29 protein-coding genes and 1 tRNA gene are annotated in these 26,331 nt (G+C 70.2%); 16 read left to right on the top strand and 14 right to left on the bottom strand.

Features of this window, described 5'->3' with window-relative positions:
• Positions 1–35: 35 nt before the first annotated feature.
• The gene (locus ACLKM7_RS04540) at positions 36–1,337 is read right to left on the bottom strand and encodes an ABC transporter substrate-binding protein (protein WP_436445972.1); all 1,302 of its coding nucleotides are present in this window, start codon (positions 1,335–1,337) and stop codon (positions 36–38) included.
• 165 nt (positions 1,338–1,502) lie between these two features.
• On the opposite strand from ACLKM7_RS04540, the gene ACLKM7_RS04535 reads away from it, so the two are divergent.
• On the top strand, positions 1,503–2,525 hold the full coding sequence (locus tag ACLKM7_RS04535) for a LacI family DNA-binding transcriptional regulator (RefSeq protein ID WP_436445971.1): 1,023 nt from the start codon (positions 1,503–1,505) through the stop codon (positions 2,523–2,525).
• Between the two features lie 14 nt (positions 2,526–2,539).
• Here the strand turns inward: ACLKM7_RS04535 and ACLKM7_RS04530 are convergent, their stop codons facing one another.
• The gene (locus ACLKM7_RS04530) at positions 2,540–3,532 is read right to left on the bottom strand and encodes a DUF5937 family protein (protein WP_436445970.1); all 993 of its coding nucleotides are present in this window, start codon (positions 3,530–3,532) and stop codon (positions 2,540–2,542) included.
• Between the two features lie 74 nt (positions 3,533–3,606).
• On the opposite strand from ACLKM7_RS04530, the gene ACLKM7_RS04525 reads away from it, so the two are divergent.
• The gene (locus tag ACLKM7_RS04525) at positions 3,607–4,026 is read left to right on the top strand and encodes a cupin domain-containing protein (RefSeq protein ID WP_436445969.1); all 420 of its coding nucleotides are present in this window, start codon (positions 3,607–3,609) and stop codon (positions 4,024–4,026) included.
• Between the two features lie 2 nt (positions 4,027–4,028).
• Complete coding sequence (locus tag ACLKM7_RS04520) at positions 4,029–4,319, top strand: DUF4287 domain-containing protein (protein WP_436445968.1); 291 nt, start codon at positions 4,029–4,031, stop codon at positions 4,317–4,319.
• A 3-nt stretch (positions 4,320–4,322) separates the two neighbouring features.
• On the opposite strand, the gene ACLKM7_RS04515 is transcribed toward ACLKM7_RS04520, so the two are convergent.
• Together ACLKM7_RS04515 and ACLKM7_RS04510 are read right to left on the bottom strand one after the other, a co-directional pair.
• Complete coding sequence (locus ACLKM7_RS04515) at positions 4,323–4,946, bottom strand: DUF1992 domain-containing protein (RefSeq protein ID WP_436445967.1); 624 nt, start codon at positions 4,944–4,946, stop codon at positions 4,323–4,325.
• Entirely contained in the window at positions 4,943–5,797 is an 855-nt protein-coding gene (locus ACLKM7_RS04510) for an NAD-dependent epimerase/dehydratase family protein (RefSeq protein ID WP_436445966.1), read from the bottom strand. Before ACLKM7_RS04510 ends, ACLKM7_RS04515 begins: the two co-directional genes overlap by 4 nt.
• 57 nt (positions 5,798–5,854) lie before the next feature.
• On the opposite strand from ACLKM7_RS04510, the gene ACLKM7_RS04505 reads away from it, so the two are divergent.
• Positions 5,855–6,856, top strand: coding sequence for a LacI family DNA-binding transcriptional regulator (locus ACLKM7_RS04505; RefSeq protein ID WP_436445965.1), 1,002 nt, complete (start codon positions 5,855–5,857; stop codon positions 6,854–6,856).
• A 10-nt stretch (positions 6,857–6,866) separates the two neighbouring features.
• Here the strand turns inward: ACLKM7_RS04505 and ACLKM7_RS04500 are convergent, their stop codons facing one another.
• Positions 6,867–7,886: an aldo/keto reductase gene (locus ACLKM7_RS04500; protein WP_436445964.1), complete on the bottom strand. Its 1,020-nt coding sequence runs from the start codon at positions 7,884–7,886 to the stop codon at positions 6,867–6,869.
• A gap of 108 nt (positions 7,887–7,994) precedes the next feature.
• On the opposite strand from ACLKM7_RS04500, the gene ACLKM7_RS04495 reads away from it, so the two are divergent.
• From ACLKM7_RS04495 to ACLKM7_RS04470, 6 genes are all read left to right on the top strand, one after another.
• Positions 7,995–8,606 carry a TetR/AcrR family transcriptional regulator gene (locus tag ACLKM7_RS04495; protein ID WP_436445963.1) on the top strand — a complete coding sequence of 204 codons (612 nt, stop codon included), beginning with the start codon at positions 7,995–7,997 and terminating at the stop codon, positions 8,604–8,606.
• A 47-nt stretch (positions 8,607–8,653) separates the two neighbouring features.
• Complete coding sequence (locus ACLKM7_RS04490) at positions 8,654–9,421, top strand: L-ribulose-5-phosphate 4-epimerase (protein WP_436445962.1); 768 nt, start codon at positions 8,654–8,656, stop codon at positions 9,419–9,421.
• 17 nt (positions 9,422–9,438) lie between these two features.
• Complete coding sequence (locus ACLKM7_RS04485; RefSeq protein ID WP_436445973.1) at positions 9,439–11,121, top strand: xylulokinase; 1,683 nt, start codon at positions 9,439–9,441, stop codon at positions 11,119–11,121.
• Between the two features lie 90 nt (positions 11,122–11,211).
• A complete protein-coding gene (gene araA / locus ACLKM7_RS04480; protein ID WP_436445961.1) occupies positions 11,212–12,723 on the top strand; it encodes an L-arabinose isomerase in 1,512 nt (503 codons plus the stop codon).
• Between the two features lie 102 nt (positions 12,724–12,825).
• Positions 12,826–13,770, top strand: a complete 945-nt coding sequence (locus ACLKM7_RS04475) for an aldose 1-epimerase family protein (RefSeq protein ID WP_436445960.1) — start codon at positions 12,826–12,828, stop codon at positions 13,768–13,770.
• 41 nt (positions 13,771–13,811) lie between these two features.
• The gene (locus ACLKM7_RS04470) at positions 13,812–14,693 is read left to right on the top strand and encodes an RNA polymerase sigma-70 factor (protein WP_436445959.1); all 882 of its coding nucleotides are present in this window, start codon (positions 13,812–13,814) and stop codon (positions 14,691–14,693) included.
• A 9-nt stretch (positions 14,694–14,702) separates the two neighbouring features.
• Here ACLKM7_RS04470 and ACLKM7_RS04465 read toward each other — a convergent pair whose 3' ends face one another.
• From ACLKM7_RS04465 to ACLKM7_RS04450, 4 genes are all read right to left on the bottom strand, one after another.
• Positions 14,703–15,239 (bottom strand): hypothetical protein, encoded by a 537-nt coding sequence (locus tag ACLKM7_RS04465; protein WP_436445958.1) that lies wholly within the window; start codon positions 15,237–15,239, stop codon positions 14,703–14,705.
• 8 nt (positions 15,240–15,247) lie between these two features.
• Entirely contained in the window at positions 15,248–15,667 is a 420-nt protein-coding gene (locus ACLKM7_RS04460; protein WP_436445957.1) for a DUF4383 domain-containing protein, read from the bottom strand.
• A 154-nt stretch (positions 15,668–15,821) separates the two neighbouring features.
• On the bottom strand, positions 15,822–16,022 hold the full coding sequence (locus ACLKM7_RS04455; protein ID WP_436445956.1) for a hypothetical protein: 201 nt from the start codon (positions 16,020–16,022) through the stop codon (positions 15,822–15,824).
• Between the two features lie 169 nt (positions 16,023–16,191).
• On the bottom strand, positions 16,192–17,040 hold the full coding sequence (locus ACLKM7_RS04450; RefSeq protein ID WP_436445955.1) for an SDR family NAD(P)-dependent oxidoreductase: 849 nt from the start codon (positions 17,038–17,040) through the stop codon (positions 16,192–16,194).
• Positions 17,041–17,149: 109 nt separating this feature from the next.
• Here ACLKM7_RS04450 and ACLKM7_RS04445 point away from each other — a divergent pair, with 109 nt between their 5' ends.
• The 3 genes from ACLKM7_RS04445 to ACLKM7_RS04435 all read left to right on the top strand — a co-directional run bounded on the left by ACLKM7_RS04445 (position 17,150) and on the right by ACLKM7_RS04435 (position 18,394).
• Positions 17,150–17,734 (top strand): asparagine synthase, encoded by a 585-nt coding sequence (locus tag ACLKM7_RS04445; RefSeq protein WP_436445954.1) that lies wholly within the window; start codon positions 17,150–17,152, stop codon positions 17,732–17,734.
• Between the two features lie 38 nt (positions 17,735–17,772).
• Positions 17,773–17,845: transfer RNA gene (locus ACLKM7_RS04440), tRNA-Arg, on the top strand.
• Between the two features lie 354 nt (positions 17,846–18,199).
• Positions 18,200–18,394, top strand: coding sequence for a hypothetical protein (locus tag ACLKM7_RS04435; RefSeq protein WP_436445953.1), 195 nt, complete (start codon positions 18,200–18,202; stop codon positions 18,392–18,394).
• 38 nt (positions 18,395–18,432) lie between these two features.
• On the opposite strand, the gene ACLKM7_RS04430 is transcribed toward ACLKM7_RS04435, so the two are convergent.
• The 3 genes from ACLKM7_RS04430 to ACLKM7_RS04420 form a co-directional block, all read right to left on the bottom strand.
• On the bottom strand, positions 18,433–19,320 hold the full coding sequence (locus tag ACLKM7_RS04430; protein WP_436445952.1) for a zinc-ribbon domain-containing protein: 888 nt from the start codon (positions 19,318–19,320) through the stop codon (positions 18,433–18,435).
• Between the two features lie 33 nt (positions 19,321–19,353).
• Complete coding sequence (gene dinB / locus ACLKM7_RS04425; RefSeq protein ID WP_436445951.1) at positions 19,354–20,550, bottom strand: DNA polymerase IV; 1,197 nt, start codon at positions 20,548–20,550, stop codon at positions 19,354–19,356.
• A 99-nt stretch (positions 20,551–20,649) separates the two neighbouring features.
• A complete protein-coding gene (locus ACLKM7_RS04420; RefSeq protein WP_436445950.1) occupies positions 20,650–21,606 on the bottom strand; it encodes a zinc-binding dehydrogenase in 957 nt (318 codons plus the stop codon).
• Between the two features lie 89 nt (positions 21,607–21,695).
• Here ACLKM7_RS04420 and ACLKM7_RS04415 point away from each other — a divergent pair, with 89 nt between their 5' ends.
• Entirely contained in the window at positions 21,696–22,346 is a 651-nt protein-coding gene (locus ACLKM7_RS04415; protein WP_436445949.1) for a TetR/AcrR family transcriptional regulator, read from the top strand.
• Between the two features lie 49 nt (positions 22,347–22,395).
• On the opposite strand, the gene ACLKM7_RS04410 is transcribed toward ACLKM7_RS04415, so the two are convergent.
• A complete protein-coding gene (locus ACLKM7_RS04410; protein WP_436445948.1) occupies positions 22,396–22,572 on the bottom strand; it encodes a hypothetical protein in 177 nt (58 codons plus the stop codon).
• A gap of 124 nt (positions 22,573–22,696) precedes the next feature.
• On the opposite strand from ACLKM7_RS04410, the gene ACLKM7_RS04405 reads away from it, so the two are divergent.
• Positions 22,697–23,062, top strand: a complete 366-nt coding sequence (locus ACLKM7_RS04405; RefSeq protein WP_436445947.1) for a VOC family protein — start codon at positions 22,697–22,699, stop codon at positions 23,060–23,062.
• 101 nt (positions 23,063–23,163) lie between these two features.
• A complete protein-coding gene (locus ACLKM7_RS04400) occupies positions 23,164–24,759 on the top strand; it encodes an L-serine ammonia-lyase, iron-sulfur-dependent, subunit alpha (protein WP_436445946.1) in 1,596 nt (531 codons plus the stop codon).
• Between the two features lie 227 nt (positions 24,760–24,986).
• Here the strand turns inward: ACLKM7_RS04400 and ACLKM7_RS04395 are convergent, their stop codons facing one another.
• A complete protein-coding gene (locus ACLKM7_RS04395) occupies positions 24,987–25,958 on the bottom strand; it encodes a DUF559 domain-containing protein (RefSeq protein WP_436445945.1) in 972 nt (323 codons plus the stop codon).
• Positions 25,959–26,331: the final 373 nt, after the last annotated feature.

Genomic DNA, 26,331 nt, shown 5'->3' with positions numbered 1-26,331 from the left:
AGCGGTGGCCCGGTCACCCGGGCCACCACCGGACGTCACTGGGCGAGGATCTCCGTGATCGCGTCGTTGTCGGCGTCGACCGTGTCGGTGCCCTCCAGGACGGCGTTGCGTACAAGGGTCAGCCACGGGCTTCCGGGCGCGTTGAACGCCTGCTGGAAATTCAGCGCCACGGGGGTGTCGCCCTCGGACGCCACTTCGTTGATCGTCACCAAGCGTGGGTCCTTGGCTGCGTAGTCGTTGTCGGCGAAGTCCGCGCGCGAGACGACGTCGTTGTTCTTCGCGAGGACTTCGACCTGCGCCTCTTCCGACATCAGCCACGTCAGGAAGTTCCACGCCTGAGCCGACTGCTGAGAGTCCTTCGAGACGCCGATCCCGTCACCGCCGACGAACGTCGATGCGCCGCCGTCGACACCGGGGATGCCGGCCACCCCGGCGTCGAACGGCGTGGACGACAGGAGCGTCGCCGGGTAGAACATCAGGCCCACGTTCCCCTCGGTGAAGCCGGCCGTCCAGGTCGGGCCCGCTTCGTCCTGCGAGCTCGGCAGCACCGCGCCCGACTCCCACAGGTCGCGCCATGTGCCGTAGATCTCCTTGGCCGCGTCGCCTGCCAGCAGGGACTCGCGACCGTCGTCGCTCAGGACGTCCTCGCCCGACGCCCAGATGCTGGGGAACCACGTGAAGACGAGGCATCCGCCGCAGTTCAGGCCCGTCGCGGTTCCGTAGACGCCGTCCTTGCCGAGCACTTGGATCTTCTTGGCCGCCTCGGCGTACTCCGCCATCGTGGCGGGTGCCTTCTCGGGGTCCAGGCCCGCCTCGGCGAAGAGCTCCTTGTTCCAGAACAGCATCGACAGGTCGAGCACGAAAGGCAGGACGTGCTCCTGGCCATCAGCGTCGGTTCCGGCCGACAGGTGCCCCTGGTTGATCTCGTCCTTGTAGTCGAGCTCGTCGATCTGGGCGCTGAGGTCCTGGAAGAGCCCCTGATCGACCCAATTCGGGACATAGACGATGTCAGCCGCGAACAGGTCGGGGAGGCCGCCCGATCCGGCGGCGGCGCCCACCTTGGCGACGTAGTCGTCGTTGGGGACGACGGTCAGCTCGACCTGGTTCTCGTGGCTGGCGTTGTACGCGTCGACAAGCAGGTTCGCCTGCTTCTCGAGTGGCGCGCGTGTCCACAACGTGAGCGTGCTGCCGTCGTCGACCCCCTCGGCAGGGATGTCTTCCGGGGCGGTTGTGGCTCCACCTCCACCGGCGCAGCCGGCGAGGCCGACCAGAGCGCCCGAGAGGAGGAGAGCAGTCGCGGCACGCCAGCCGGCGGCGCGACGTCGGGTGTGGATCATTGCAGTCTCCTTGGCTCGACATTGAGCGTGCGCGTGCGGGTGTGCGAGCGCCGCTGCTGTGATGGATATCGAAAACTTCGAAATCGCTTTCGGCAAGGTATCGTGTGAGATCGCGGGCGGTCAAGTAGGCGCTTCGATAACGTTTCAGAAACGAGGGGAGCCCCGATGCCGAATGAGGGAGGCGGGCGCAGCGCGACCTTGAGCGACGTGGCGCGGCGCGCAGGCGTTTCGATCGCGACAGCGTCGAAAGCCCTGAACGGTCGCGACGACGTCGCGCCGGCCACGCGTCGCCGCGTTGTCGAGGCCGCCGACGAGCTGTCGTTCACGCCGAACGCGATGGCGCGGGGACTGCTGGCAGGGCGCACCGGCACGGTCGGATTGCTCACCAGCGACCTCGAGGGCCGGTTCATGCTCCCGATCCTGATGGGAGCCGAAGACGCGTTCGGCGCCGGTCAGGTGAACGTCTTCTTGTGCGACGCCCGTGGCGATGCGATCCGTGAGCAGCACCATCTGAAGGCGCTGCTCAGCCGTCGCGTGGACGGCATCATCGTCGTCGGACGGCAGACTGACCCGCGGCCCTCTCTCGGGCAGGAGATGCCGGTCCCCGTCGTCTACGCGTACGCGCCGTCGGACGATCCACGCGACCTCTCGCTCACCCCCGACAACTACGCCGGCGGCCGCATGGCGATCGAGCATCTGATCGGCTGCGGCCGCACCCGCATCGCCCACATCACCGGTGATCCCGCGTACGCGGCGGCGCAGGACCGGCTGGCGGGAGCGCGGGCCGCCCTCGATGCGGGCGGTCTCGAGCTGGTAGGCGAGGCGATGTTCTCGGAGTGGAGCGAGCATTGGGGGAGGGATGCCGCGGCGATGCTGCTGCAGCGGCATCCGGATGTCGACGCGATCTTCTGTGGGTCGGACCAGATCGCCCGCGGGGTGCTCGACACCGCCCGCGACCTGGGCCGGAGCGTGCCCGACGATCTCGCGGTGATCGGCTACGACAACTGGGAGGTGCTGTCGACGAACTCCCGCCCTCAGCTCACGAGCATCGACGCGAACCTTCAGCAATTGGGTCGACAGGCCGCGCAGCGCGTGTTCGACGCGATCGACGGCGTCGACATCGGTGAGGGCACGCACCATCTGCCGGTCCGCCTCATGATCCGGGGCTCGACGATCCCGCGCCGCTGACCCGGGGTCCAGCCTCACAGCACGGCGCCGACCAGCGCCTCGCCGAGCGGCGTGCGTCGATGCATCACACGAGCGCCGTCGCGCGAGCTGGCGACGAGCCCGGCGTCGCGCAGCACGGTGAGGTGGTGCGACGCGGTCGAGATCGCCAGGTCGGTGTCGCGTGCGACCTGCGACGTGCTGCGCGGCTCGTGGGCGTCGAGAAGGATGCGGGCACGCGCGGGCCCGAGCAGCGCGCCGAGCGCATCGGCGACGCCCGTCGGATCGCGCGCCCATTCGGCGCTCACCCCCTGGGCTGGGTAGAACAGCGTCGGCTGCGCGGGCGGCTCGGTGAGCACGTTGCACCCGCTCGTGCCCATGACGGAGGGCACGAGAACGAGCCCGCTGCCACGGCAGTCGACGATCTCGCTCCAGATGCGCATCGTGACGCGCACGGCGCCGTCGGCCCACTCGACGCGGTCGTTGAGGGTCGCGATCATCCCGCCGATGCCGCTCTCGGCGATCCGCCGCGAGCGGACGGCGATGTCGGCGCGCAGCAGCCGCTCCAGCTGGGTCCACACCGGGGCGATGCCGGCGTTCCACACCGAGAGCCATGCGTCCGCGATCATCGTGCGGGCACGGTCAGGGTGATCGAGCATGCGCTGCACCGCGGCGCGGCGCGCGGTGCCCTCGGTGCGCACGAGCACCTTCGTCATGTCGACCTCGAAGCGTTCGTCGTCGATGTCGCGCAGGCGCTCCGACTCGTCCTCCGGCGTGAGATCCCACGTCGGCGTCGAGGTCAGGAAATCGGGGAAGTATCCGTCGTCGCGGATCAGCAGCGCGAGCACCTCGAAGTCCGCTCGCGGGATCGCACCCCGGGTCGATCGCATCCACCCCCAGTGCAGCGGATGGTGGTCGGGTCGGTGCAGTGCGCGAACGGCGTGGCACAGTTCGTGGCCGGGTGAGATGCCGAAGCGGATCGCGGCGAGGTCATCGGGCACCAGCTGGAAGTCGACGTACTTTCGATCCACATCGAAAGAATAGGGCGACGGATGCCGGGGCGACAGGCTGAACACACGTCACCGGATCCAGCCAAGGAGGAACCATGGACCTCGACGCCCTCACCCGCACAGCGACCGACATCCCCGCCATCGTCCCGGCGGCGGGTCTCGGCATCGGAACGGGACGGACCCGCCGCTTCATCGGCGCCGAGCACGGCGCGGGCGTGTCGTACTTCTTCGTCGACAACGAGCCGGGCCAAGGACCCGACATCCACCGTCACCCCTACCCTGAGACCTGGGTCCTGCTCGAGGGACAGGCGCGCATCACGATCGGTGATCGCACCCTCGATGCCGTGGAAGGCGACACGGCTACGGCACCGGCAGGGGCATGGCACGGCTTCAAGAACAGCGGGACCGGCCGGCTGCGGGTGCTCTGCATCCACGCGTCCGACCGCATCATCCAGGAGTGGCGGGATGAGCCGGGCGTGCTCGACATCCCCGCCACCGACCGAGAGGAGCAGTAGATATGTCGTTCCAGGCATACCTCGACAACATCGAGACCAAGACCGGCCTGACCCCGCGTCAGTTCATCGACCTCGCGCACGAGAAGGGGTTCGACGAGACCACCAAAGCCACGCCGATCGTGCAGTGGCTCGCCGACGACTACGGCCTTGGTCGCGGCCACGCGATGGCGCTGGTCCATGTCATCACCAAGGGACCGCAGATCAGCGACAAGCACGTCGACTCGGGATCGACCCATTCCGATCCGTCGAACGTGCTGTGGCTCGACGGCAAGGCGACGAATCCGAATCCCTGACGCCTAACGCCGACGCCGGCGGAAGAACGACCGGATGCCGCTGACCCGCCGGGCAGCGGCATCCCGTGCTTCGTCGGCCGTGAGGCGGGCCGCGCGGGCCTCGCGTCGGGCTCGCCACGCCGACACCTCGGTCTCGACCTCGCGCGTCGGCGTCACCACCGGCGGGCCGCCGAGCAGCTGTCGTCGGGCCTCGATGACACGTCGGTTGAAGTCTTCGAGCGCCTCGCGCACGTCCTCTTCGCGGGCGAGTTCGTCCAGCCGGCCCGACAGCTCCCGCTCCTCGACTCGCAGCGTGAGCGCCGGCGGACCGAGCCCGGTGAGCCGCTCGGTCTCGATCTTGCGGCGGATCCACCAGTCGGGATCGTGCTGCCGGCCGAGATCGGGAAGAGGCTTGCCCGCACCGGGAAGGTCGTCGAACTCGCCACGGCGGATCGCCTGCTGGATGGCGACCTCGACGTACGCCGCGCGGTCCAGGGCGTTCGGCTCGCGGGAGCCCGGCGCCTGCTCCTCGGCCGCGTCACCGCCCGCGCCATCCGATGGGTCGCCGTCCTCCGGGGCAGGCGTGTCATCACGCGCGAGCCTGTCGACCCGGTACCGGGCCGCCGCCAGACGCGGGTCCTCGCTCATGACCCCGAGACGTGGTCCCGCCACGAGTGCTGCGGGTCGAAACCGAGCAACCGGCGGGCCTTGTCGATCGACAGGAGCGTGTCGTGCTCGCCGAACTCCCGCTTGTGCTCGACGCCCGGGAACACCTCGGCGACGAGCTCGGCATTGGGACGCGACATGACGGTGTCGGCCGCGGCGATGATGTACGTCTCGAAACCTGGCGGAGCCGCCTCGAGTGCGCGCTCCACGGCCTGAGCGCCGTCGCGTGCGTCGATGTAGCCCCACAGGTTCCACTTGCGCCGGCGGGCGTCGGCGTCGAAGGACGGGAACCCGGCATAGTCCTCGGGCACCATGACGTTCGAGAACCGGAGCCCGGTGATCGACAGATCCGGATGCCAGCGCACCAGCTCCACGGCCATCCGCTCTTCGAGCGTCTTGACGAGCGAATACACCGACTCGGGGCGCGGCGGGTACTCCTCGTCGACCGGGATGTACGGCGGCGGGACATCGAACGGCAGGCCGAGGACGGTCTCGCTCGAGGCGTAGACGAGGCGACGGATGCCGAGCCTCACGGCCGCCCAGAAGACGTTGAACGTCGCCGTCATGTTGTTGTGGAACGTCGCGACATCCGACCGGATGCCGGGGGCCGGGATCGCGCCGAGGTGCACGACCGCGTCGAAGCCGTCGTGGCGGTCGTTCACCGCGGTGAGCGCGTCTACGACCTGGCCGTAGTCGGTCAGGTCGACCTGGACGAAGTCGGGTCCGCGGGTGCCGACGACGTCGATGCCGATGACGTCGTGGCCGGCCGCGCGGAGTTCGCGGGCGACGACGGTGCCGAGTTTTCCGGACGAGCCGGTGAGGGCGATGCGCATGGTTCCAGCCTGCCACTTGCGTCGGGCCGGTGGCGCAGTGGGGCTAAGGTGGCCGCGATGAGCGAGAGTGACGCCGCAGGGCGCGGACGGGTCGGCGTGCGCGATGTCGCCCGCGCCGCGGGCGTGTCGACCCAGACGGTCTCGCGCGTCATCAACGAGCAGCCCAACATCCGGCCCGAGACGCGTGACCGCGTGCTGGCGGCCATCGCCGCGCTCGGGTATCGCGTCAACAATGCGGCGCGCTCGCTCGGCACCCGCACGACCCGCACGCTGGGCGTGATCGCTTCCGACGCGACCCTCTACGGCCCCGCTGTCGGCATCGCCGCCCTCGAGACGGCCGCACGCGAGGCCGGGCGATGGATCGCGACGGCGTATGCGGATGCCTCGTCCGAGGCATCCGTCCGCGAAGCGGCCGACCGGCTGCTCGGGCAGGGGGTCGACGGCCTCATCGTGCTGGCACCCCACGCGACCACGCTCGCGGCGTTGCTGAACGCACGACTCGGCGTGGCGATCACGGCATTGCACGCCGATGCCGGTGCCGTCCGCCAGCAGGACGGCGCGGCGCTCGCGGTCGGCCATCTCGTCTCGCTCGGCCACCGCCGGATCGCGCGAGTCGTGGGTCCGGACGACTGGCTCGAGGCGCGGTGGCGGGACGCGGGCGGGGCTCGAGCCCTGGCGGCCGCAGGTCTCGCGCCGGGCGTGCGCTGGAGCGGGGATTGGACGGCGGCCTCAGGCGCCGACCTCGCCGCCGACGTGGCAGACGCCGTGCGCACGGCCGATGGCCCGACCGCGATCGCCGCGGCCAACGACCAGATGGCACTGGGACTGATCGCCGGGCTGCGGGCGGCGGGCCTGGACGTGCCAGGCGACGTGAGCATCGCCGGCTTCGACGACAATCCCGACGCCGCCTTCTACCGCCCGGCTCTCACGACCGTCGGACTCGATCTGGCCGGCGAGGCGCGCCGCGCGGTCGCCGCGGTGCTCGGTGTCGAGGGCGCGGACCCGCGCCCGCCCGTGCTGGTGGTGCGCGCGTCCACGGCTGCGCCGGGTCGCCCCTGACGGTCCCGATTCAGGCCGCCGCCCGATCCTGAACGGGGCGCCTGCGCAGCGCCGCGGAGAGGATCGGCGGGGTGTTGTACTCCTGGTCCATCCGCCCCACACCGGTTCCAGGCGGGACGATCGCGTCGATCCGGTCCAGCACATCGTCGGAGAGCCTGATCTCGCTGGCCGCGAGTAGATCCTCCAGCTGCTCGATCGTGCGCGGACCGATGAGTGCGGCCGTCACGCCCGGGTGGGCGATCACGAAGGCGAGCGCCATGTGCGTGAGCGACATCCCGGCCTCTTCGGCGAGCGGGATGAACTCTTCGACGGCGTCGATGCGCCGCTCGTCCCGCAGGGCCGCGAACATCCGCGTGCGGCGCAGGTCGGTCTCCTGTCCGCGGCGGATGCGGCCGGTCAGCATGCCGCTCGCGAGCGGGCTCCAGATCACCGTGCCCATGCCGTACCGCTGGGCCACGGGCAGCACTTCGCGCTCGATCGTGCGGTCGAGCAATGAGTAGTGCGGCTGCTCGGTGCGGAAGCGCTCCAGCCCGCGACGCTCGGCGACCCACTGTGCCTCGACGATCTCGGAGGCGGGCATGTCGGACGAGCCGATCGCGCGCACCTTGCCGCTGCGCACGAGGTCGGTGAGCGCCGACAGCGTCTCGTCGATATCGGTCTCGGGGTCGGGGCGATGCATCTGGTAGAGGTCGAGATGGTCGGTCTGCAGCCGGCGCAGCGAGTTCTCGACCGCGGCCACGATCCAGCGACGCGAGCCTCCCTGCCGGTTGACGTCGTCACCGATCGGCCGCGCGAACTTGGAGGCCAGCACGATGTCGTCGCGGCGTCCCTTGAGCGCACGGCCGAGCATCTCCTCCGAGTCGCCGTAGGCATCGGCGGTGTCGACGAGGTTGATGCCGGCATCGAGGGCCCGCGAGACCATGCGGTTCACCTCCTGCTGGTCGCCGTTGCCGAACGAGCTGAACATCATCGCGCCGAGCGCGAACGGCGAGACGCGGATGCCGGTGCGGCCGAGTGGGCGGTAGTGCATGGTTCCTCCATTGGTGTTCCCGTGTCGAGCGGGTACGGTGGGCGTAAACGGAACGGTCGTCCGAAACTATACGGAACAACGTTCCGTTTGTCACGCAGGAGAGGGAACATGAGCGCGCATGAGGTGCCCGCCGACGGCTCCCGACGCAAGCGGGCGGATGCCGTGCGCAACGCCGAGGTCGTTCTGGAGGCGGCGAAGGCGGCATTCGCGGAGTCGGGGGTCGACGCGTCGATGCGCGACATCGCGACCCGAGCCGGGGTCGGCGTCGGAACGATCTACCGCAACTATCCGCAGCGATCGGACCTGATCATCGCCGTCTTCCGGCGGGAACTCGATGCGACGGCCGCCGAGGCCGACCGTCTGTCGTCGAAGCATCCGCCCGCGGAGGCGCTCCGGATGTGGGCGCAGAGTCTCGCCCGCTTCGTCGCGACCAAGCGCGGATTCGCCAGTGCCCTCCATTCCGGCGATCCCGCCTACCAGCCGCTCCCGGCGCAGTTCCTCGGCACGCTCGCCCCCAGGGTCCAGGCCATCCTGGACGCCGGCGCCGCTGACGGAACCATTCGCCGTGATGTCCGCGCCGAGGACCTCATCCACGCGCTCAGCCGACTCGCCGACAGCGGCCCCGTGGAGCCGGGTCGCCCCGCCAACCCGATGATGGACGTCCTGTTGGACGGGTTGATCGTGGGTTCGTCCGCAACGCGGGGGCAGAAGATCCACTGAACCGATGGCAAGTCATCGTTGTTACCGGTAACATCGACCGCGGCCCGATGACCGCAGCCACGAGAACCGATGGAGGCCCCGTGACCATCCCCGACCCGGCGACCCCGGCTCCACTCTTCGGTGCCGAGGTCGAGGCATCCATCGCCGCCACCCGCGCCGAGGTCGCACAGCTGCACGGTGAGCTCGTGCGCTACGGACTCGTGGTGTGGACCGGCGGCAACGTCTCGGGGCGCGTACCGGGCGCCGAGCTGTTCGTGATCAAGCCGAGCGGGGTGAGTTACGACGACCTCGCCGCCGAGAACATGATCCTGTGCGACCTCGACGGCAACGCCGTCCCCGGCACGCCCGGCAGCGAGCGCAGCCCGTCGAGCGACACCGCCGCCCACGCCTACGTGTACCGGCACATGCCCGACGTCGGCGGTGTCGTGCACACCCACTCGACATTCGCCGTGGCGTGGGCCGCTCGCGGCGAAGAGATCCCCTGCGTGATCACGGCGATGGCGGACGAGTTCGGCGGCCCGATCCCGGTGGGCCCCTTCGCGATCATCGGCGACGACTCGATCGGCCGGGGCATCGTCGAGACGCTGCGCGGGCACCGCTCGCGGGCGGTGCTCATGCAGAACCACGGCCCGTTCACGATCGGGACCTCGGCGAAGGACGCGGTGAAGGCCGCCGTCATGGTCGAGGATGTCGCACGCACCGTGCACTACGCACGTGAGGCCGGCCCGCTCATCCCGATCCCGCAGGACGCGATCGACCGCCTGTTCGACCGGTATCAGAACGTCTACGGACAGAGCGGAGACGAGCGTCGGTGAACGAGACGACGACGATGATGCGGGATGCTGCGGCTGAGGCGATCCGCGACGGCCGCACCGCGCTCGGGATCGAGCTCGGTTCGACCCGGATCAAGGCGTGCCTGATCGCGGCCGACGACCCCACCCAGGTTCTCGCGGTGGGCTCGCACGCGTGGGAGAACGTCTTCGAGGACCGCATGTGGACCTACGCGCTGGACGACGTCTGGTCGGGCCTCCAGGCCGCGTACGCCGGCCTGCTCTCCGACGCCGAGGGGCGCCACGGCGTGCGGCCCGACACGTTCGGCGCCATCGGCATCTCGGCGATGATGCACGGCTACCTCGCCTTCGATGAAGCCGATGACCTGCTCGTCCCGTTCCGTACGTGGCGCAACACCACGACCGGGCGCGCGGCCGCCGAGCTCACCGAGGTGTTCGGAGTCAACATCCCGCTGCGATGGTCGATCGCGCACCTGCACCAGGCCGTGCTCGACCAGGAGCCGCACGTGCCGCAGGTCCGCTTCCTCACCACGCTCGCCGGCTACGTGCACTTCCGGCTCACCGGGCGGCGGGCACTCGGAGTGGGCGACGCGTCGGGCATGTTCCCGATCGACTCCGCCACCGGCGACTACGACGCCGAGCTCATCGCACGCTACGACCGGCTCGCCGCCGGACGGCTTCACGGCGAGAGCGTGACTGCGCTCCTGCCAGAGGTGCTGGCCGCAGGGCAACCCGCCGGCGAGCTCACGGCTCAGGGCGCAGCGCTGCTCGACCCGACAGGGACGCTGCGCCCCGGCATCCCGTTGGGTCCTCCCGAAGGGGATGCGGGAACCGGGATGGTCGCCACCAACGCCGTCGCCCCGCGGACCGGGAACGTCAGCGCCGGCACGAGCATCTTCGCGATGGTCGTGCTCGAGCGGCCCCTCGAGAAGGTGCACCACGAGCTCGACCTGGTCACGACGCCCGCAGGCGACCCGGTCGCCATGGTGCACTGCAACAACGGCGCGAGCGAGCTCGCCGCGTGGGCCGGCATGTTCGCGCGGTTCGCCGAGGCCTCGGGCACGTCCCTCGACGACGACGCCGTGTACGAGACGCTGTTCCGCGAGGCCCTCGCCGGCGACGCCGACGCGGGTGGGCTGCTCGCCTACAACCATCTCGCGGGCGAGCCGATCGCGGGACTGAGTGAGGGGCGGCCGCTGTTCGTGCGCACGCCCGACAGTCACTTCACGCTCGCCAACGCCATGCGCGCGCAGCTCTACGGCGTGTTCGGCACGCTCGCGCTCGGCATGCGCGTGCTCGAAGACGAAGGCGTCGGCCTTGATCGCATGTTCGCCCACGGCGGCATGTTCCGCACCGCCGGCGTCGCGCAGCGCTTCCTCGCGGGCGCCCTCGACGCTCCGGTGTCGGTCGGCGATACCGCCGCCGAGGGCGGGGCGTGGGGCATCGCGGTGCTCGCTGCGTATGCCGCAGCCGTGAAAGAGGCGGTCCCCACGCCCCCTCACCGCGGCGCTGGCGCGCCGGGGCGAGCCTCCGGGCGCGTGGGCCCAGCCGCGGCTGCAGCATCCGGGATCCCGCTCTCGTCGTACCTCGACGAGCGGGTGTTCGCGCACGCGCCGATCGACACGGTCGAACCGGATCCGGCCGACGTCGCCGGCTTCGCGTCGTACCTCGACCGCTACCGCGCCGGCCTCGCCGTCGAAGCCGCCGCTGTGGCCTCCCTCTGACCGCTCACGCTCGTTCATGTCACACGAACGCAGGGCTCCGGCATCCGGAATCCGCATTTCTGTGACACGCATCAACCGAAGGACTCCCACATGACCCGCACCTCGCTCTCCAGCTCGCTCGACTCGTACGAGGTCTGGTTCGTCACCGGCAGCCAGAACCTCTACGGCGAAGAGACGCTGCGCCAGGTCGCCGAGCAGTCGCAGCAAGTGGTCGCCGGCCTCGACGGCCTGCCGGTCTCCGTCGTCTGGAAGCCGGTGCTCAAGGACTCCGACTCGATCCGCAAGCTGGCGCTCGAGGTGAACTCGCGCGACGACGTGATCGGTGTCATCGCCTGGATGCACACCTTCAGCCCGGCCAAGATGTGGATCGCCGGTCTCGACGCGTTGCAGAAGCCGCTCCTGCACCTGCACACGCAGGCCAACGTCGAGCTGCCGTGGGCCGACATCGACTTCGACTTCATGAACCTCAACCAGGCCGCGCACGGCGACCGTGAGTTCGGGTACATCCAGACCCGTCTCGGCGTGGCGCGCAAGACGGTCGTCGGCCACGTGTCGAACCCGGCTGTGCGCCAGCAGGTCGAGGACTGGCAGCGCGCCGCCGCCGGGTGGACCGCCGCCCGTACGCTCAAGCTCGCGCGATTCGGCGACAACATGCGCTACGTCGCGGTCACCGAGGGAGACAAGACCGAGGCCGAGCTGCGGTTCGGCGTGCAGGTCAACACGTGGGGCGTGAACGAGCTGGTGGAGGCGGTGGATGCCGCATCCGACGCCGACGTGGACGCCCTGGTCTCGGTTTACGTCGACGAGTACGACGTGGCCGACGAGCTGCTCCCCGGCGGCGAGCGGCACCAGTCGCTGCGTGACGGCGCGGCGATCGAGCTCGGCCTGCGCTCCTTCCTGGAGGAGGGCGGCTTCGGCGCGTTCACCACGTCGTTCGAGGACCTCGGCGCACTGAAGCAGCTGCCCGGGCTCGCCGTACAGCGGCTCATGGCCGAGGGGTACGGGTTCGGGGCCGAGGGCGACTGGAAGACCGCGATCCTCGTCCGCGTCGCCAACGTGATGGGTGCCGGACTTCCTGGTGGCGCAAGCCTCATGGAGGACTACACGTACGACCTCGTGCCCGGCTCGGAGCGGATTCTCGGTGCGCACATGCTCGAGGTGTCGCCGTCGCTCAGCACCACCAAGGCGCGCCTCGAGGTGCACCCGCTCGGCATCGGCGGCAAGGAGGATCCGGTGCGCCTCGTCTTCACCGCCGACCCGGGCCCTGCCCTCGTCGTCGCGATGAGCGACATGCGCGACCGGTTCCGCCTCGTCGCCAACGTGGTCGAGAACGTCGAGGCCCCCGACCTGCCGAAGCTTCCTGTCGGCCGCGCGGTGTGGAAGCCCGCACCCGACTTCGCCACCAGTGCGGCCTGCTGGCTCGCAGCAGGCGCCGCGCACCACACCGTCATGACGACCGCGGTCGGCATCGAGGTGTTCCGCGACTTCGCCGAGATCGCCAAGACCGAGCTCGTCGTCATCGACGAGGACACCACGGTGCGCGGATTCCAGCGCGAGCTGCGCTGGAACCAGGCGTACTACCGCCTGGCCCAGGGCCTCTGAGCCGACTGGCATCCGGCCCCAGCGCCGCGGCGACGCTGTGAGAGCGATCCCGGTAGCCTGGCCTGCGGCGAACTTCCCCCACACACCCAGAGGATCCGAACCATGGCTGTAACCCCCGCATCCGGCACTCAGCACGCTCTGCGCGCCGGCGACTACGAGGCCGTGATCGCGAGCGTCGGCGCGACGCTGCGCTCGCTGACGTATCGCGGGCGCGATCTCGTCGTCCCCTTCGAAGCCGATGAGGTGCGCCCCGCACACCGCGGTGCGACCCTCGCGCCATGGCCGAACCGCGTGGTCGACGGCAAGTACTCGTTCGCCGGTCGTGAGTTCCAGCTCGCATTGACCGAGCCGGCCCGCTCGCACGCCCTCCACGGCCTCGCGACGTGGCTCGATTTCGAGGCGATCGACAAGGGCTCCGACCATGTGACCCTCGCCGCGGTCATCCAGCCGCAGACGGCCTACCCGTGGCGCGTCATCGTGACCGCGCGCTTCGAGCTCGGACCCGACGGCCTCACGCAGTCGGTCACCGCCCGCAACGACAGCGCCGAGCCGGCGCCGTGGGGCACCGGCCCGCACCCGTACCTGGTCGCCGGTCCCGGCCACGTGGACGAGTGGACGCTCGAGCTTCCTGCCACCCAGGTGCTTGCGGTGACCCCGGACCGCCTCATTCCCACCGATCTCGTTCCCGTCGATGCCGACGACCCCGAGCGCTTCGATTTCCGTACCCCTCGCACCATCGGTGCGGCCGAGATCGACCACGCGTACTCGGGTCTTGTCCGCGGTTCGGACGGCATCGCCACGGTGCGTGTGACGGGCGCCGACGGAACCGGCGTCGAGATGTCGTGGGATGCCTCGTGCCCGTGGGTGCAGGTGCACACCGCCGACAAGCCCGACCCGGCGCAGAGCCGGCTGGGGCTCGCGGTCGAGCCGATGACGTGCGCCCCCGACGCGTTCAACGCCGGATCGTACGACTACGACGCCGGTCTGATCGTGCTCGAGCCGGAGGTATCCGCGACCGCCTCCTGGCGCATCGGCGCGATCGTCTGACACCCGCCCGCCCTGCCTGTGGACGTCGTAGGCTCGGCGGTATGGACGCGCTCGTCGACCCGTTCGTCACGCATCGGGGCCTGCTCTTCACGGTCGCGTACGAGATGCTCGGATCGGCGGCCGACGCCGAGGACGTGCTGCAGGAGTCGTGGCTGCGCTGGGCCGATGTCGATCGCGATCAGGTGCACGACCCGCGCGCGTATCTGGTGCGCATCGTCACGCGTCAGGCGCTCAATCACCTCCGCACGCTGTCGCGCCGCCGGGAGGACTACGTGGGGGAGTGGCTTCCCGAGCCGCTCCTGACGGCACCCGACGTCGCGGACGACGTCGAACTCGCCGAGAACGTGTCGATCGCGATGCTGACCGTGCTCGAGACGCTCGCTCCGACGGAGCGCGCGGTGTTCGTGCTGCGCGAAGTCTTCGACCTGCCGTACGACGAGATCGCCGAGGCCGTGGACAAGTCCACAGCCTCGGTGCGGCAGATCGCCCACCGCGCGCGTGACCATGTCGCGGCGCGCAGGCCGCGCGTGAGGGTCGAGCGCTCCGAGCACGAGAAGGTCGTGGCGCGCCTCGGCCGTGCCATCGCCACCGGCGATCTGCAGGCGCTCATGGATGTGCTCGCGCCCGACGTCGTGTCGGTCGCCGATGGCGGCGGCAAGGTGCGGGGTGCTGCCCGCCGCCCGATCGTGGGCGCCGACAAGCTCGCGCGGTACCTCGTGGCGGGTCTGGCGAAGTACGGCAGCGGCCTGAACCTGTCGCCCATGATGGTCAACGGGCAGCCCGGCTTGCGCGCCGAAGTAGACGGCGAACTGGTCGGCGCGATCAGCGTCAGCGTCGAGGACGGCCGTGTGAGCCGCATCTACTCGATCGCGAACCCTGAGAAACTGGCCCGGCTCGATGCCGAGATGGGGCTGACCCGCTGACAATGCTCCTCAGTGGTGTCCGGGTTCCACGACCCCGTGGGTGCCGTGGTCCGGGGCCAACTGCGCAGCCTCGGTCGTGCCGAGGGCAGGCGTGACCACCGCGGCGACCACGACCGCCGCGACGATGACCGCCCGCAGGCGCAGGGGTGCGGCATCCGTCCCGTCCTTCTTCGGCGCTCGCAATCGCAGGCCGCATGCGAAAGCCACGACGATGAGCAGAGCGGATGCCGCGGCGACGGCGATCACGCTCGTTCGGGCGGGCTGAGCGACCAGCAGGATCGTGAGAGCGCCGAGGCCCGCGAGCACGCCTGCGATGCCCGCGCGCGCCAGCACGGCCCGCGCGTGGAGCAGGACGGCGACTCCCCACGCGACCCCGCCGGCGCCGAGGACGACGAGGACGAGACCGGCCCCCCGGGCGATCCCGTTCCCCATCGCGCTCTCGGCGCCGATCAGTCCACCGGCGCCGAGAGCGAGCTGGATCAGCCCGGCTCCCCACGCCGCCACCGCGGCCACCGCCGGTGCGGAAGAAGCCGTGACCGCGGTCATCGGCGGCCTCAGACCGTGCGCGCCGACGTCGAGCTCCGCACTCCGCGCTCGGCGCCGAGCCCGACACCGAGCAGCACGAGTGCGCTCACCAGGTGCAGGAAGTGGTCGGCGGTGTTCAGCGCGAGGATATTGAGGGCCGTTCCCACGAGGAAGAACCCGATGATGCCGAGGAGCAGATACACCGCCCCCACGACGATGTTCACCGACTTGGCGGCGGTCACCGACTTCAGGCCCCCGATGAGCAGGGCGGCACCGATGAGCAGGTGCGCGATGTTGTGGAGCGGGTTCACCTCGAAGATGCCGAGCAGCAGACCACCCTCGGTGGCGATGAATTCCACTCCGGCCGTGACGGCGAAGCCCAGCGCGCCGACGACGAGGTAGACGGCTCCGAAGATCGTCGCGACGAGGCGATTTGGTGACGATCGCATGTGTGTTCCTCCTTGTTTGTGCGGCCGATGCCGCGTCAGGTGTTGTTCGGACCCCACGCCGGATCGGTTTGGCGGGGGATGCCGCGAGGGCTCCGGCGCACCGGAGCCCTCGCTGTATCCACGCCGGGGTCGGAACCCCGGCGTCGTGTCGACGTCAGGTCTCGTCGCGCAGGTCTTCTTTGATGTCGTTGCGGGCCTTGACAGAGTCCCGTTCGGCCTCGGCCTTCCTCACGTCGGATTCGGCCTTCATCTCGTCGACTTTGTCGCCGACCCGGTCGGTGGTGTCCTCCCACGTGTCCTTGACCTTCTCGCTGACGGCCTTCGCCGTCTCTTTGGCGTCGTCCATGAATCCCATGGGGCTACTCCTCTCTCGGGGGGCGTGGCATCGACCGTACGGAACACGCCTTCCACGGTCAGGGGGCTTGCGCCCCCCGCACGCCGCTTGCTAGAAGCCTCGGTAAAGGCGACGCCTCATGCGCCGAGCAGGTCCGAGCGGCAGCATCCGTCGTCCGCGCCCGTGCGCGCTACCCGCGTCCTCGGACCGGCGTCGTCGTGTCGATGGCCTCCCGCAGCGGTCGCCGCATCGGCGCCCAATAGTGGCTCGGCGTGATCCGCGCGAGCACATCGACCAGGCGGGCCTCGCGGCCGACCATGGTGCGCGGCCGGCGGTTCACCGTCGCGTCGACGATCCGTCGCGCGGCCTCGGCGGGCTCGGTGTGGTACATCGCCGCCTGTGCCGCCGCCGCGCGCGCGGCGATCGCCGGATCGATGGCCGCGGCGAATCGGCCCCTCAGAATGATGCCCGTCTTCGCGCCGGCGGGGTAGACCGCTCCCACCGTCACGGTGGAGCGCTCGAGCTCGTGGCGGAGCGCCTCGGTGAACCCGCGCACGGCGAACTTGCTCATCGCGTAGGGGATGCGGCCGGCAGGGGCGGCGAGGCCGTAGATCGACACCAGGTGCGTGATGTGCGCCGCGGGCTCGCGGCGCAGCGCGGGGAGCAGGGCCTTGGTGATGTTGACCGTTCCCCACAGGTTCACGTCCATCAGCCAGCGCATCTCGTCCATCGTGAGCTGGTCGATGTCGCCCAGCATCGACGAGCCGGCACACGTGATGAGAGCCTGCGCGCGGGAATGGGATGCCTCGATCTCGCGCGCCGCTGCGAACACCGCGCCGTCGTCGGCGAGGTCGACGACGTGCGTCGTGTGGCCAGAGCCGGCAAGGTCGGCGGCGACGGCCGCGAGCCCGTCGGAATCCCGGTCGACGAGGGCGACGCGTGCGCCGCGCTGCGCGAGGTCGCGGGCGACCTCTGCCCCCATCCCGGCGGCGGCGCCCGTGATGACGGTCGTTCGTCCCCGCACGTCGAGTCGTCGCATCCGTGCCACGCTTCCTCCCGTGTGCGGGCATCGCCTGTGATGCCCGACGCCTTCGATTCTGGCCCACCGCGAGGGCGCCGACGCACTAGCCTTTCCCGAGGGAGGTGCGATGGGGAAGACCGCGGATGCGATCGCCGAGGGCGTCTCCATCGCGTCCGCCGCCGCTCGTCTGGCCCTGCGCAACCGGATCCTCGTCGAGACCATCGCCAACGACGAGCCGTTCGACCTGACGCGGTTCGCGCCGTACGCGCGCGAGATCCTCATCTCGCTGGCCGATGAGCAGGACCAGGCAGCCGAGCTCGCCCGGCGTCAGCGCAAGAAGGCGTGGGGCAAGTTCACCGATCCCGACGGCACGCACGACTACCGCGACCGCGACACCCGCAACCTGCGCAAGCGCCACCGTCAGTACGTGGGCGTCGCGAAGGAGCTCCGCCGCATGGCGGAGGATCCGCACGTCGTGCGCGTCCTCGTCGAGCAGTCGCGCGATGCCGCGTGGGGAGACGTCGAGGCCAACCTGCAACGCCGGCTCACGGTCGAGGGCATGCGACCCGATCTCGACCCCGACTACGAGCGGATGCGTGCCGCGCGCATGCAGTCGATCCGCCTGGTCGACCTGCCGCGGCTGTCGGCCCACCGTCGCCGCGCGACCGAGCCCGAGGAGCCCGACGCCGATTCGCGCCGATCCGCACCGTGAGGTATTCTTGACGACGTTGTGCGCGAGAGCGGCAACGTGCGCCTCTAGCTCAATGGATAGAGCATCTGACTACGGATCAGAAGGTTGGGGGTTCGAGTCCCTCGAGGCGCGCACTGTGTTGAGACAGTAAGGAAGAAGCCCCGGATCCGGGGCTTTTTCTGTATCTGCCGGGCGTGTGTGCTCGATCGCGGTCGCGGGGCCGGAATCATTCCCGATCGAGGACTTCATCCGCCGAACGTTCGCGGCGACCGGCGATCAGCGCCCCGTCACCAAGAGCCCCGAAGCGCAGCACTTCGGAGCACACATCGAAGAGGCGGCGCTTCTTCCTCTGGACGGTGCCCAGCTCTCGTCGACCACGCTCGACGAATGCTGGCGGCGCAGAGCCGGCGCTGATAGACCGGGGTGGGAGGAGCGAGGATCGTCGCTCCTCCCACCCCGGTTCGTTTCAAGAGGAAGGTGACTCCGTTGGAAGATCCGCTATCCCAGACACCCGAGGACCTCACGGGGACGGTCGACGAGCGACAGAGGCGCCTCGCGCAGCTCGCGCCTGAGGCGCTGTCCGCCGAATGGCTCCGGCGCCAGCTCGACAACGCGCTCATCGCGTGGGCGGCCGAAGAGACGGAACTCGACATCGTCAAGGATGCACACACCGACTACTGACCACGGAGTCCGCGCAGTGCGTTCTCCTGCGGGCGGGCTCAAGACAAGTACGGGTCGACCAGCAGCGGTCCGCGGATGTCTCTGAGCGTGTCGATGAGACGATCGAGGCCGTTTCGGCTCCAGGCCGGCACCTGCAGATCGTAGGGGCCGAGCAGTTCGAGCTTGCCCGTGCGAATGCGCACGACCTCCCACTTCGCCCCGCGCAGGGCGCGGTCTTTGCGGCGGTCGGCGTCCGCGCGCTTGCCGACGTGCTCCAGGCCGTGCCGGCCGGTGCTGTCGTACTCGACGGCGATGCGCAGCTCCGGAAGCAGGATGTCGGGCCACACCTCCAGGTGATCGAAGAACGGCCGCGACACCCGGACCGCGTTCAGGCCCGCTGTCACCGACACGCGCGAGAACAGGTCGGCCCTCAGTTGCGCTTCGATCGCGGATGCCGGCTTGGGCGCGCACTCCGAGCGAAAGGGCGTGCCGGTCGGCAGATCCGGTGTCTTCGGGCAGAGCTGCAGCTTGCGCCTGGGCGTTCTCGGCCGCAGGACCGTGCGTTCCATCGGGGTTTCGATCGCGGCCGGGACGGGCGCGTCGGCAGGTGTCACGACGTCTCTCATCGGGAGCGCACGCGGGGGGCGGGCGAGATCCGTGCACTCGGGGCACCACGCGGAGCGGCGACGTTCGCGGCCGGGGCGGTTGCGCTGCTCGTCAGGGGTCGCGGCGAACTTGTGGCCTGCTTCGCACTGCCACAACAGCAGCACGTCTGCCGCCGGCGGCACCTGGCTGAGCACGATGCCGGCATTGAGCTCCGGATGGTATTGGCGGATGAGGGCGGGGAACGGCGCCCACGCTTCGCGGTAGCACCCCACGGGGTAGGGGACGGCCGCGCCCTTGGAGAACTGCCGGCGCGCCCACCAGAGTTCGACGCGTTCCGCCATGCGGGCAGAGTAATAGCGGCTGACGACATCCGTTCACTCGTGCTCGGGCAGCAGCGGCGTCGACCAGCCCGGATCATGACCGAGTTGGGCGGCGCGGGCGACGGATGCCGCTCCGAAGCGGTCACGCACCGCGTCGAGCACCGTGTCGAGGCGCGCACCGTCTTCCCAGTCGATCGGCAGTTCGGGCTGGATGCTGTCGGCGTGCCCCAATTGCGAGAGCGAGATGCCGATGAGGGTGATGCCCCGTTCTGCGATCTCGGGTGTGCAGGCAGCGAGCAGCGCGCGCGCGACCGAGAGCAGCACCGCCGTGCGGTCGGTGGGGAATCGGACGGTGCGAGACCGGGTGGCCTTGGCGTAGTCGCCGTAGCGCAGGCGCAGCACCACGGTGCGGCAGACCCGGTCGCGCTCGCGCAGGCGGCGGGCCAGCCTGTCGACGATCTGCGTCAGGATGAGGTCGAGCTCGTCGAGCGAACGCGCGCGGCTGCCGAGCGCCCGTTGAGAGCCGATCGAGCCGCGGCGCCGCGTGGTGTTTACCGGTCGGGGGTCCCGCAGCCGGGCCAGCGCGTGCAGGTGCGCTCCGGTCGCCTTGCCGAGCAGCCTCTCTGCGGCCGCGGCTTCGAGTTCGGCGAGCTGACCGACGGTACGGATGCCGAGGCGATGCAGCTTCTCGGCGGTCACAGCGCCGACGCCCCACAGCCGCTCCACCGGCAGAGGCAGGAGGAAGGTCTGCTCCTGGTCGGGCTCCACGACGAGCAGCCCATCGGGCTTGCTCACGGCGCTCGCGACCTTCGCGAGGAACTTGGTCCGCGCCACGCCGACCGAGATGGGCAGACCCACCTCGGTGCGCACGCGCTCGCGCAATCGCACCGCGATCTGGTCGGGGGTGCCGGCGATCCGGCGGAGCCCTCCGACCTCGAGGAACGCCTCGTCGATCGAGAGGCCTTCCACGAGCGGCGTCGTGTCGCGGAAGATCGCGAACACCGCTCGGCTGGCCTCGGAGTAGGCATCCATCCGAGGCGGAACGACCACCGCATCCGGGCACAGGTCCCGCGCCTGCCGTCCGCCCATCGCCGTGCGGACGCCGCGGGCCTTCGCCTCGTAGCTCGCTGCAAGGACCACTCCGCCACCCACGATCACGGGCCGTCCGCGCAGCGCGGGCGCATCGCGCTGCTCGACCGACGCGTAGAAGGCGTCGAGGTCGGCGTGCAGCACCGTCGCCTCTCCCCGCATCCCCACCCTCCCGCCGATCGCGCGTCCAGCGGATCGTCGCACGCACCGGGGACACGGCAGGTTCGGGGTGCGGGCCGCGGCGGGCCGATCAGGCGAATGTCAGGGAGTCAGGACGATCCGTCCGAACACTGCGCCTGCGTCCATGCTGCGATGGGCGTCGACGGCCGCCGCGAGGTCGAGCACGTCGTGGACCACGGCATGAAGCTCACCTCGGGTGGCGGCTTCGAGCTGCGCGCTGCGCACACGATGAAGCTCCGCCCTCGAAACGGTGTCGAGGCTGAAGGTGCTGAGCGTGAGCGAGCGCTGGAATCGGGCGAGCAACCCGGTGCCGAAGTCTGCCGGCGGGTATCCCCCGACGATCCCCACGATGACCATGCGGCCGTTCGGCGCCAGCCGCTCGATGAACAGGGGGGTGGCGGGGCCCGCGACGACGTCGAGGATCACGTCGAAGTCCCGGGGTGCGCTGTCGTCGCCGGTTCCGTCTCGCTCGAGCACGTGCGTCGCGCCGAAGCCGCGGAGGCGTTCCCCGCGCTCAGCGGAGGATGTCGTCACCGCGACCGCTGCGGCTCCCGCCTTCCGGGCGAGCTCCACGGCGGCGATGCCGATGCTTCCCGCGGCGCCACGCACCAGGACGGTCTCGCCGCGTGCCAGATGCGCATGCGCGAGTGCGAAATGCGCGACGGGTCCGGCGCTGCCGAGGGCGACAGCATCCACCGACGACAGCGTGTCGGGCAGAGCCACGATGTCATCCACGCGCGCGACCGCCTGCTCCGCATAGCCGCCGATGCCGGTGAAGGCCCACACGCGGGTGCCCACCCACGAGGAGTCCACGCCGTCGCCGACCGCGGTGACAATGCCCGCGACTTCGCTCCCGAGAACGATGCCCTCACTGAAGGAGCCGCCGATCGACCCGCGACGGATGACGGCGTCGACGCCGCCGACGCCGATCGCCTCGACCCGGACCGAGACCTCGCCAGGCGACGGTTCGGGCGACGCGAGATCGAGCAGCTCCAAGCCGTCGGGGTCTCCGAAGGAGCGGATGGTCACTGCGCGCATGTCTTCCTCCTGGTCGCGGCGGGCGGAAGTGCGCGCCGTACCCGGCGACCGTATCGGACGCAGGCGTCCACTTCGCTAAAGTGAGGCACATGAGCCACGCACTGCCTCAGGTGCTCCGATCGGACGCCCGAGAGAACCGTGACCGCATTCTCGAGGCCGCTCGCGAGATCTTCGCCGAGTCCGGCCTCGATGTCACGATGCGACAGATCGCGAGGCGAGCCGCTGTCGGGCCGGCCACGCTCTATCGGAGGTTCCCCTCCAAGCAGGACCTCATCCACGCGGCCTTCCGCAAGGAACTCGTCAGCTGCCAGGCGATCGTCGATCGAGGCGCGGCGGATGCCGACGCGTGGCACGGGCTGTGTGCTGTCATCGAACAGATCACCGTGCTCAATGCCCACAACCAGGGTTTCACAGACGCGTTCCTGGACGATCACCCCGGCGAGTTCGACTTTGCCGCGCATCGGCGGGGGATGCTGCGGCAGTTGTCCGCGCTGATCCGTCGAGCGCAGGGCGCGGGTGCGCTGCGCACCGACTTCACGATCGATGACTTCGTCCTCATCCTCCTCGCCGGGCGGGCCCTGGCGCGGACGCCTCTTGCGACGCGCGCGGCTGCGGCGCGGCGTTTCGCCGCCCTCACCATCGAGGCGCTGCGCGCCGCGCCGACCAATTCGCCGTTGCCGCCACGCGTGCGACTTACCGCGGAGATCGTCGGGACGGGGAGCGAAACCACCGCGGTGTGACTCAGGGGTGCATGAGCGGCTGACACCGGCTCACGGGACCGCGGGGCGCTCAGTGACCGGGCGGGTCGCTGTCCATGCGCTGTGCGGTGATGGGGACGGCAACCGCCGCGGCGATGCACAGCACGCCGGCGACGAAGATGAGCGACGACAGGGTCGGCGCAGCGAACGCGAAGCCGACGAGCCACATCCCGCCGATGAGCAGGATCGCGTAGAGAATGATGAGCACTTCGAACCTCCTGAGATCGGTCGTCTCCTTCGTATCCACCGGGCGGGCGTGCTGTCGCGGGGGTTGACAGCGTCCGATCGCGCAACCCGGTGACGTGGGTCCTGATGAGCGCGACAATGTCAGCATGAGACTCGCGCAGGTCGCACAGCGGGCGGTGGACCTCGATCGTGCCGCGGCGTTCTACACGGCGCTCCTCGAGGTCGAGCCCGTGGCCCGCTTCGACCCGCCCGGGCTGCTGTTCTTCGACTTGGACGGCATCCGTCTGCTGCTGGACCGCAACGCCCCGTCGTCGCTCATCTACCTGCATGTCGCGAACGTCCACGAGACTCTCGAGAGACTGGACGGTGTCGCGCGGATCGTCTCGCATCCGCACGTGATCTTCCGCCACGACGACGACCGACTGGGCCCCGAGGGCCACGACGAATGGCAGGCGTTCATCGAGGATTCCGAAGGCAACACCGTGGGGCTGATTGCTTTCCAACGCCCATGAGCGACACACTGCACATCCGAGCCGCCCGTGCCGCAGCATCCTGCCATTTCCTGATGAACCAGGGTACGCACTTTGCCCGCCGCGCGGCGTAACCTGGACGGGTGAGCGCCTACGTCTCGGCGTTCGAGCTGTTCTCCATCGGCGTAGGACCCTCGAGCTCCCACACAGTCGGCCCCATGCGGGCCGCGCATGACTTCGTCGTCCGGCTGCGCGAGACCGGGATGCTGCCCCGGGTCGAGCGCGTGACGTGCACCCTCTACGGCTCGCTGGGGGCCACCGGCATCGGGCACGGAACACCGGATGCGGTCGTCGCGGGGTTGCGCGGACTGCGGCCCGAGACGGCGGATCCGGATGCTGTGCGCTCGTCGTGGAGCGGGTGGCCCCACGACCGACCTCTCGACCTCGGCGGCGAGCACTCGGTGTCGTTCGACCGGTCCGACATCGTCTTCGAGCCGCGGACGCGGTTGCCCGCACATCCCAACGCGATGACGCTCGAGGCGTGGGCGTCGCCGCAGCAGGGTCCGCCGCGGCAGGGCCATGACCACGCGCTCGGGGTGCGGGCGACCGGCGCCGACAATCGGCCGGCGGCCGTGGCATCCGGTGGGCCGGCGCCCGGGCTCCTCGCCCGCGAGACGTACTACTCGGTGGGAGGCGGGTTCGTTCGGCGCGAGGGCGAAGCGGCGCCTGTCCGCGCGCACGCGTTCCCCGTCGACTTCGCCAGTGCAGAGGAGCTGCTCGCACTGTGCGACGAACGCGGGCTGACGATCGCCGAGGCTGCGCGACTGAACGAAGTGACGCTGCGCAGCGACGAGCAGCTCGCCGACGGCCTCGACGCCATCTGGGACGCGATGGCAGGCTGCGTCGAAGCGGGGTTGCAGGCCGACGGAGTGCTGCCGGGCATGCTGGGCGTGAAGCGGCGTGCCGCCGCGATCCGCGCGCAGCTCGAGGCAGCCGAAGCGGACGGCCGACGAGAACTGCCGGGGGAGTGGCTGGGCGCGTTCGCGCTCGCCGTGAACGAGGAGAACGCCGCGGGAGGACGCGTCGTCACCGCCCCGACCAACGGCGCCGCAGGCATCGTCCCGGCCGTGGCGATGTACTGGTGGCGGTTTCTCGCGGACTCGGGCCTCGGCGCCGGGAACGCCGTCACGCCGTATGGCGAGCTCGTCGGCAGTGCGCTGCTCGGGTTCGGCGAGGGCGGGCACGCGCCTGCCGCCGGCGCCTTGGAGGACGAACGCCTGATCGCCGAGGCGAACCGGCGCCGCGGCATCCGGCGGTTCCTGCTGACGGCGACCGCGCTGGGTTCGCTGTTCAAGGCGAACGCCTCGATCTCGGGCGCCGAGGGCGGCTGCCAGGCCGAGGTGGGATCGGCGTGCGCGATGGCCGCCGGCGGCCTGACGGCGGTGATGGGCGGCACCAACCGGCAGATCGAGAACGCCGCCGAGATCGCAATGGAGCACCACCTGGGCCTCACGTGCGACCCGGTCGGCGGCCTCGTGCAGATCCCCTGCATCGAGCGCAACGCGATCGCCGCATCCACCGCGGTGACTGCAGCACGGCTCGCGCTGCGCGGCGACGGCTCGCACTACGTCTCGCTTGATGCCGTCGTCGAGACCATGCGCCAGACCGGCATCGACATGTCGCACAAGTACAAGGAGACCAGCGAGGGCGGCCTCGCGGTCAACGTCATCGAGTGCTGACGCGAGGCGCCCTTAGCGCCGTTCCTCGCTCTTCGGTGGTGCGTGGAGGCGGGTTCGGGTGGCGCAACACGCGGAGTCGGACGACGGATGCCGCGTGTCGTGCCCCCTGAACGTGCGTCGCTCCCGGGTTGGCGTGGAGGCGGGTTCGGGTGGCGCAACACGCGGAATCGGACGACGGATGCCGCGTGTCGTGCCCCCTGAATGGCGGTTGGCCGCGCCTCGCGCGCTTATGACGGCGCGGGGCGCCAGCCTCGTCGCTGCAGAACGGACCGCACGATCGACACCCCGCGATGATCGGCACTGCGCACGTGGGCGGACGTGAGCCGGACCACCTCCCAGCCTTCGGTGGCGTACGCGGCGTACTTCTCGATGTCTCGGTTCCACTGCTTGCGGTCCGTGCGATGCTGATCTCCCTCGATTTCCACGACCGTCCGATACTTCCGGAACACGAACTCGGTGATTCCCAGGAGAACGCCGCGGCGATCACGGATCTCGACGTCGAGCTCGGGCCTCGGCAGGCCCGCGGCCTCGGCATCCAGGCGGAAGTCCGTCTCGAGCGGCGAGGAACTGCCCACCCGGATGAGCGGCAGGGCATCGGCGAGGCGTCCGATGCCGCGACGCCTCCCGGCCGAAACGCTCGTCGTCAGCTCGTCGATCGTGGCGAGGCGGTCGCGCGGCACGAGCCCTCCGCGCCGGTCACGAGGTATACGGACGATCTGGTCACCGAGTGCGACGAGTTCGCGCACGCTGAGTTCCGAGCCCAGCATGGCCCACGTCGATGCTGCGTCCGTCGTGCGCACCCCGGCGTGCACTCGGATGTTCGCGAGGTGCGGCGCGACCTTGACGCCACGGACGCCTCGCGCCCGGGGAGCTCGTGCTGGTGCGAGCACGCCGATCTCCAGGCGGGTGTCTGGGTCGATCGAAAGGCCGAGATGGACGGCGGCGGTACGTCCCGCGAGGAACGCGTGCGGTCGCATCGCGGTGGCGTACGCCTGAATTCTTCGCTGCTCCGATCGCCGGGCGGCGTCGTGGACGGACAGGTCGGCCTTGGGAACCTCCAACGTCTGGCGCACGCCGTGAAACGGCGCGTCCAAGTCGCTCGCCTGCAGTCGACCGGATGACACACCCCGCGCACGGGCGTCGGCAACGGAGAAGGCATTGCCAAGGCCTCCGGGCAGCGGTGAGGGGCGCGCAGACATGTTGCGACGATGCCGTGCGCTGAGTCCATCCGCCGCGCTCGGCTCCGGGATTGTGAGTTCTCCGCCCGAGAAGGTCGCCTGTGGAGGAGCCGCCGGTCGGGTGCCCGACGACTCGCCTCGAGTTCAGGTGGCGCGACACGCGGGGTGGGTGCGCGGATTCCGCGTGTTGTGGCACTTCGGCGGCGGGTTGGCTTTGGGTGCGAGGTGCCCGACGACTCGCCTCGAGTTCAGGTGGCGCGACACGCGGGGTGGGCGCGGGGATTCCGCGTGTTGTGCCACCCGAAGCGGCAGCGACCGACGGGGCTCATGTTCGTTCTGAGCGAACGTCACGCACTTAGCACTCGCGACCCTAGAGTGCTAATCTGGTCGTAGT

Origin of the sequence: Microbacterium sp. I2 (genome assembly GCF_051364985.1) — a bacterium.
Taxonomy (GTDB): Bacteria; Actinomycetota; Actinomycetes; order Actinomycetales; family Microbacteriaceae; genus Microbacterium.
The sequence above is the reverse complement of the archived record's forward strand: the minus strand, read 5'-3'. Positions and strand labels throughout refer to the sequence as shown.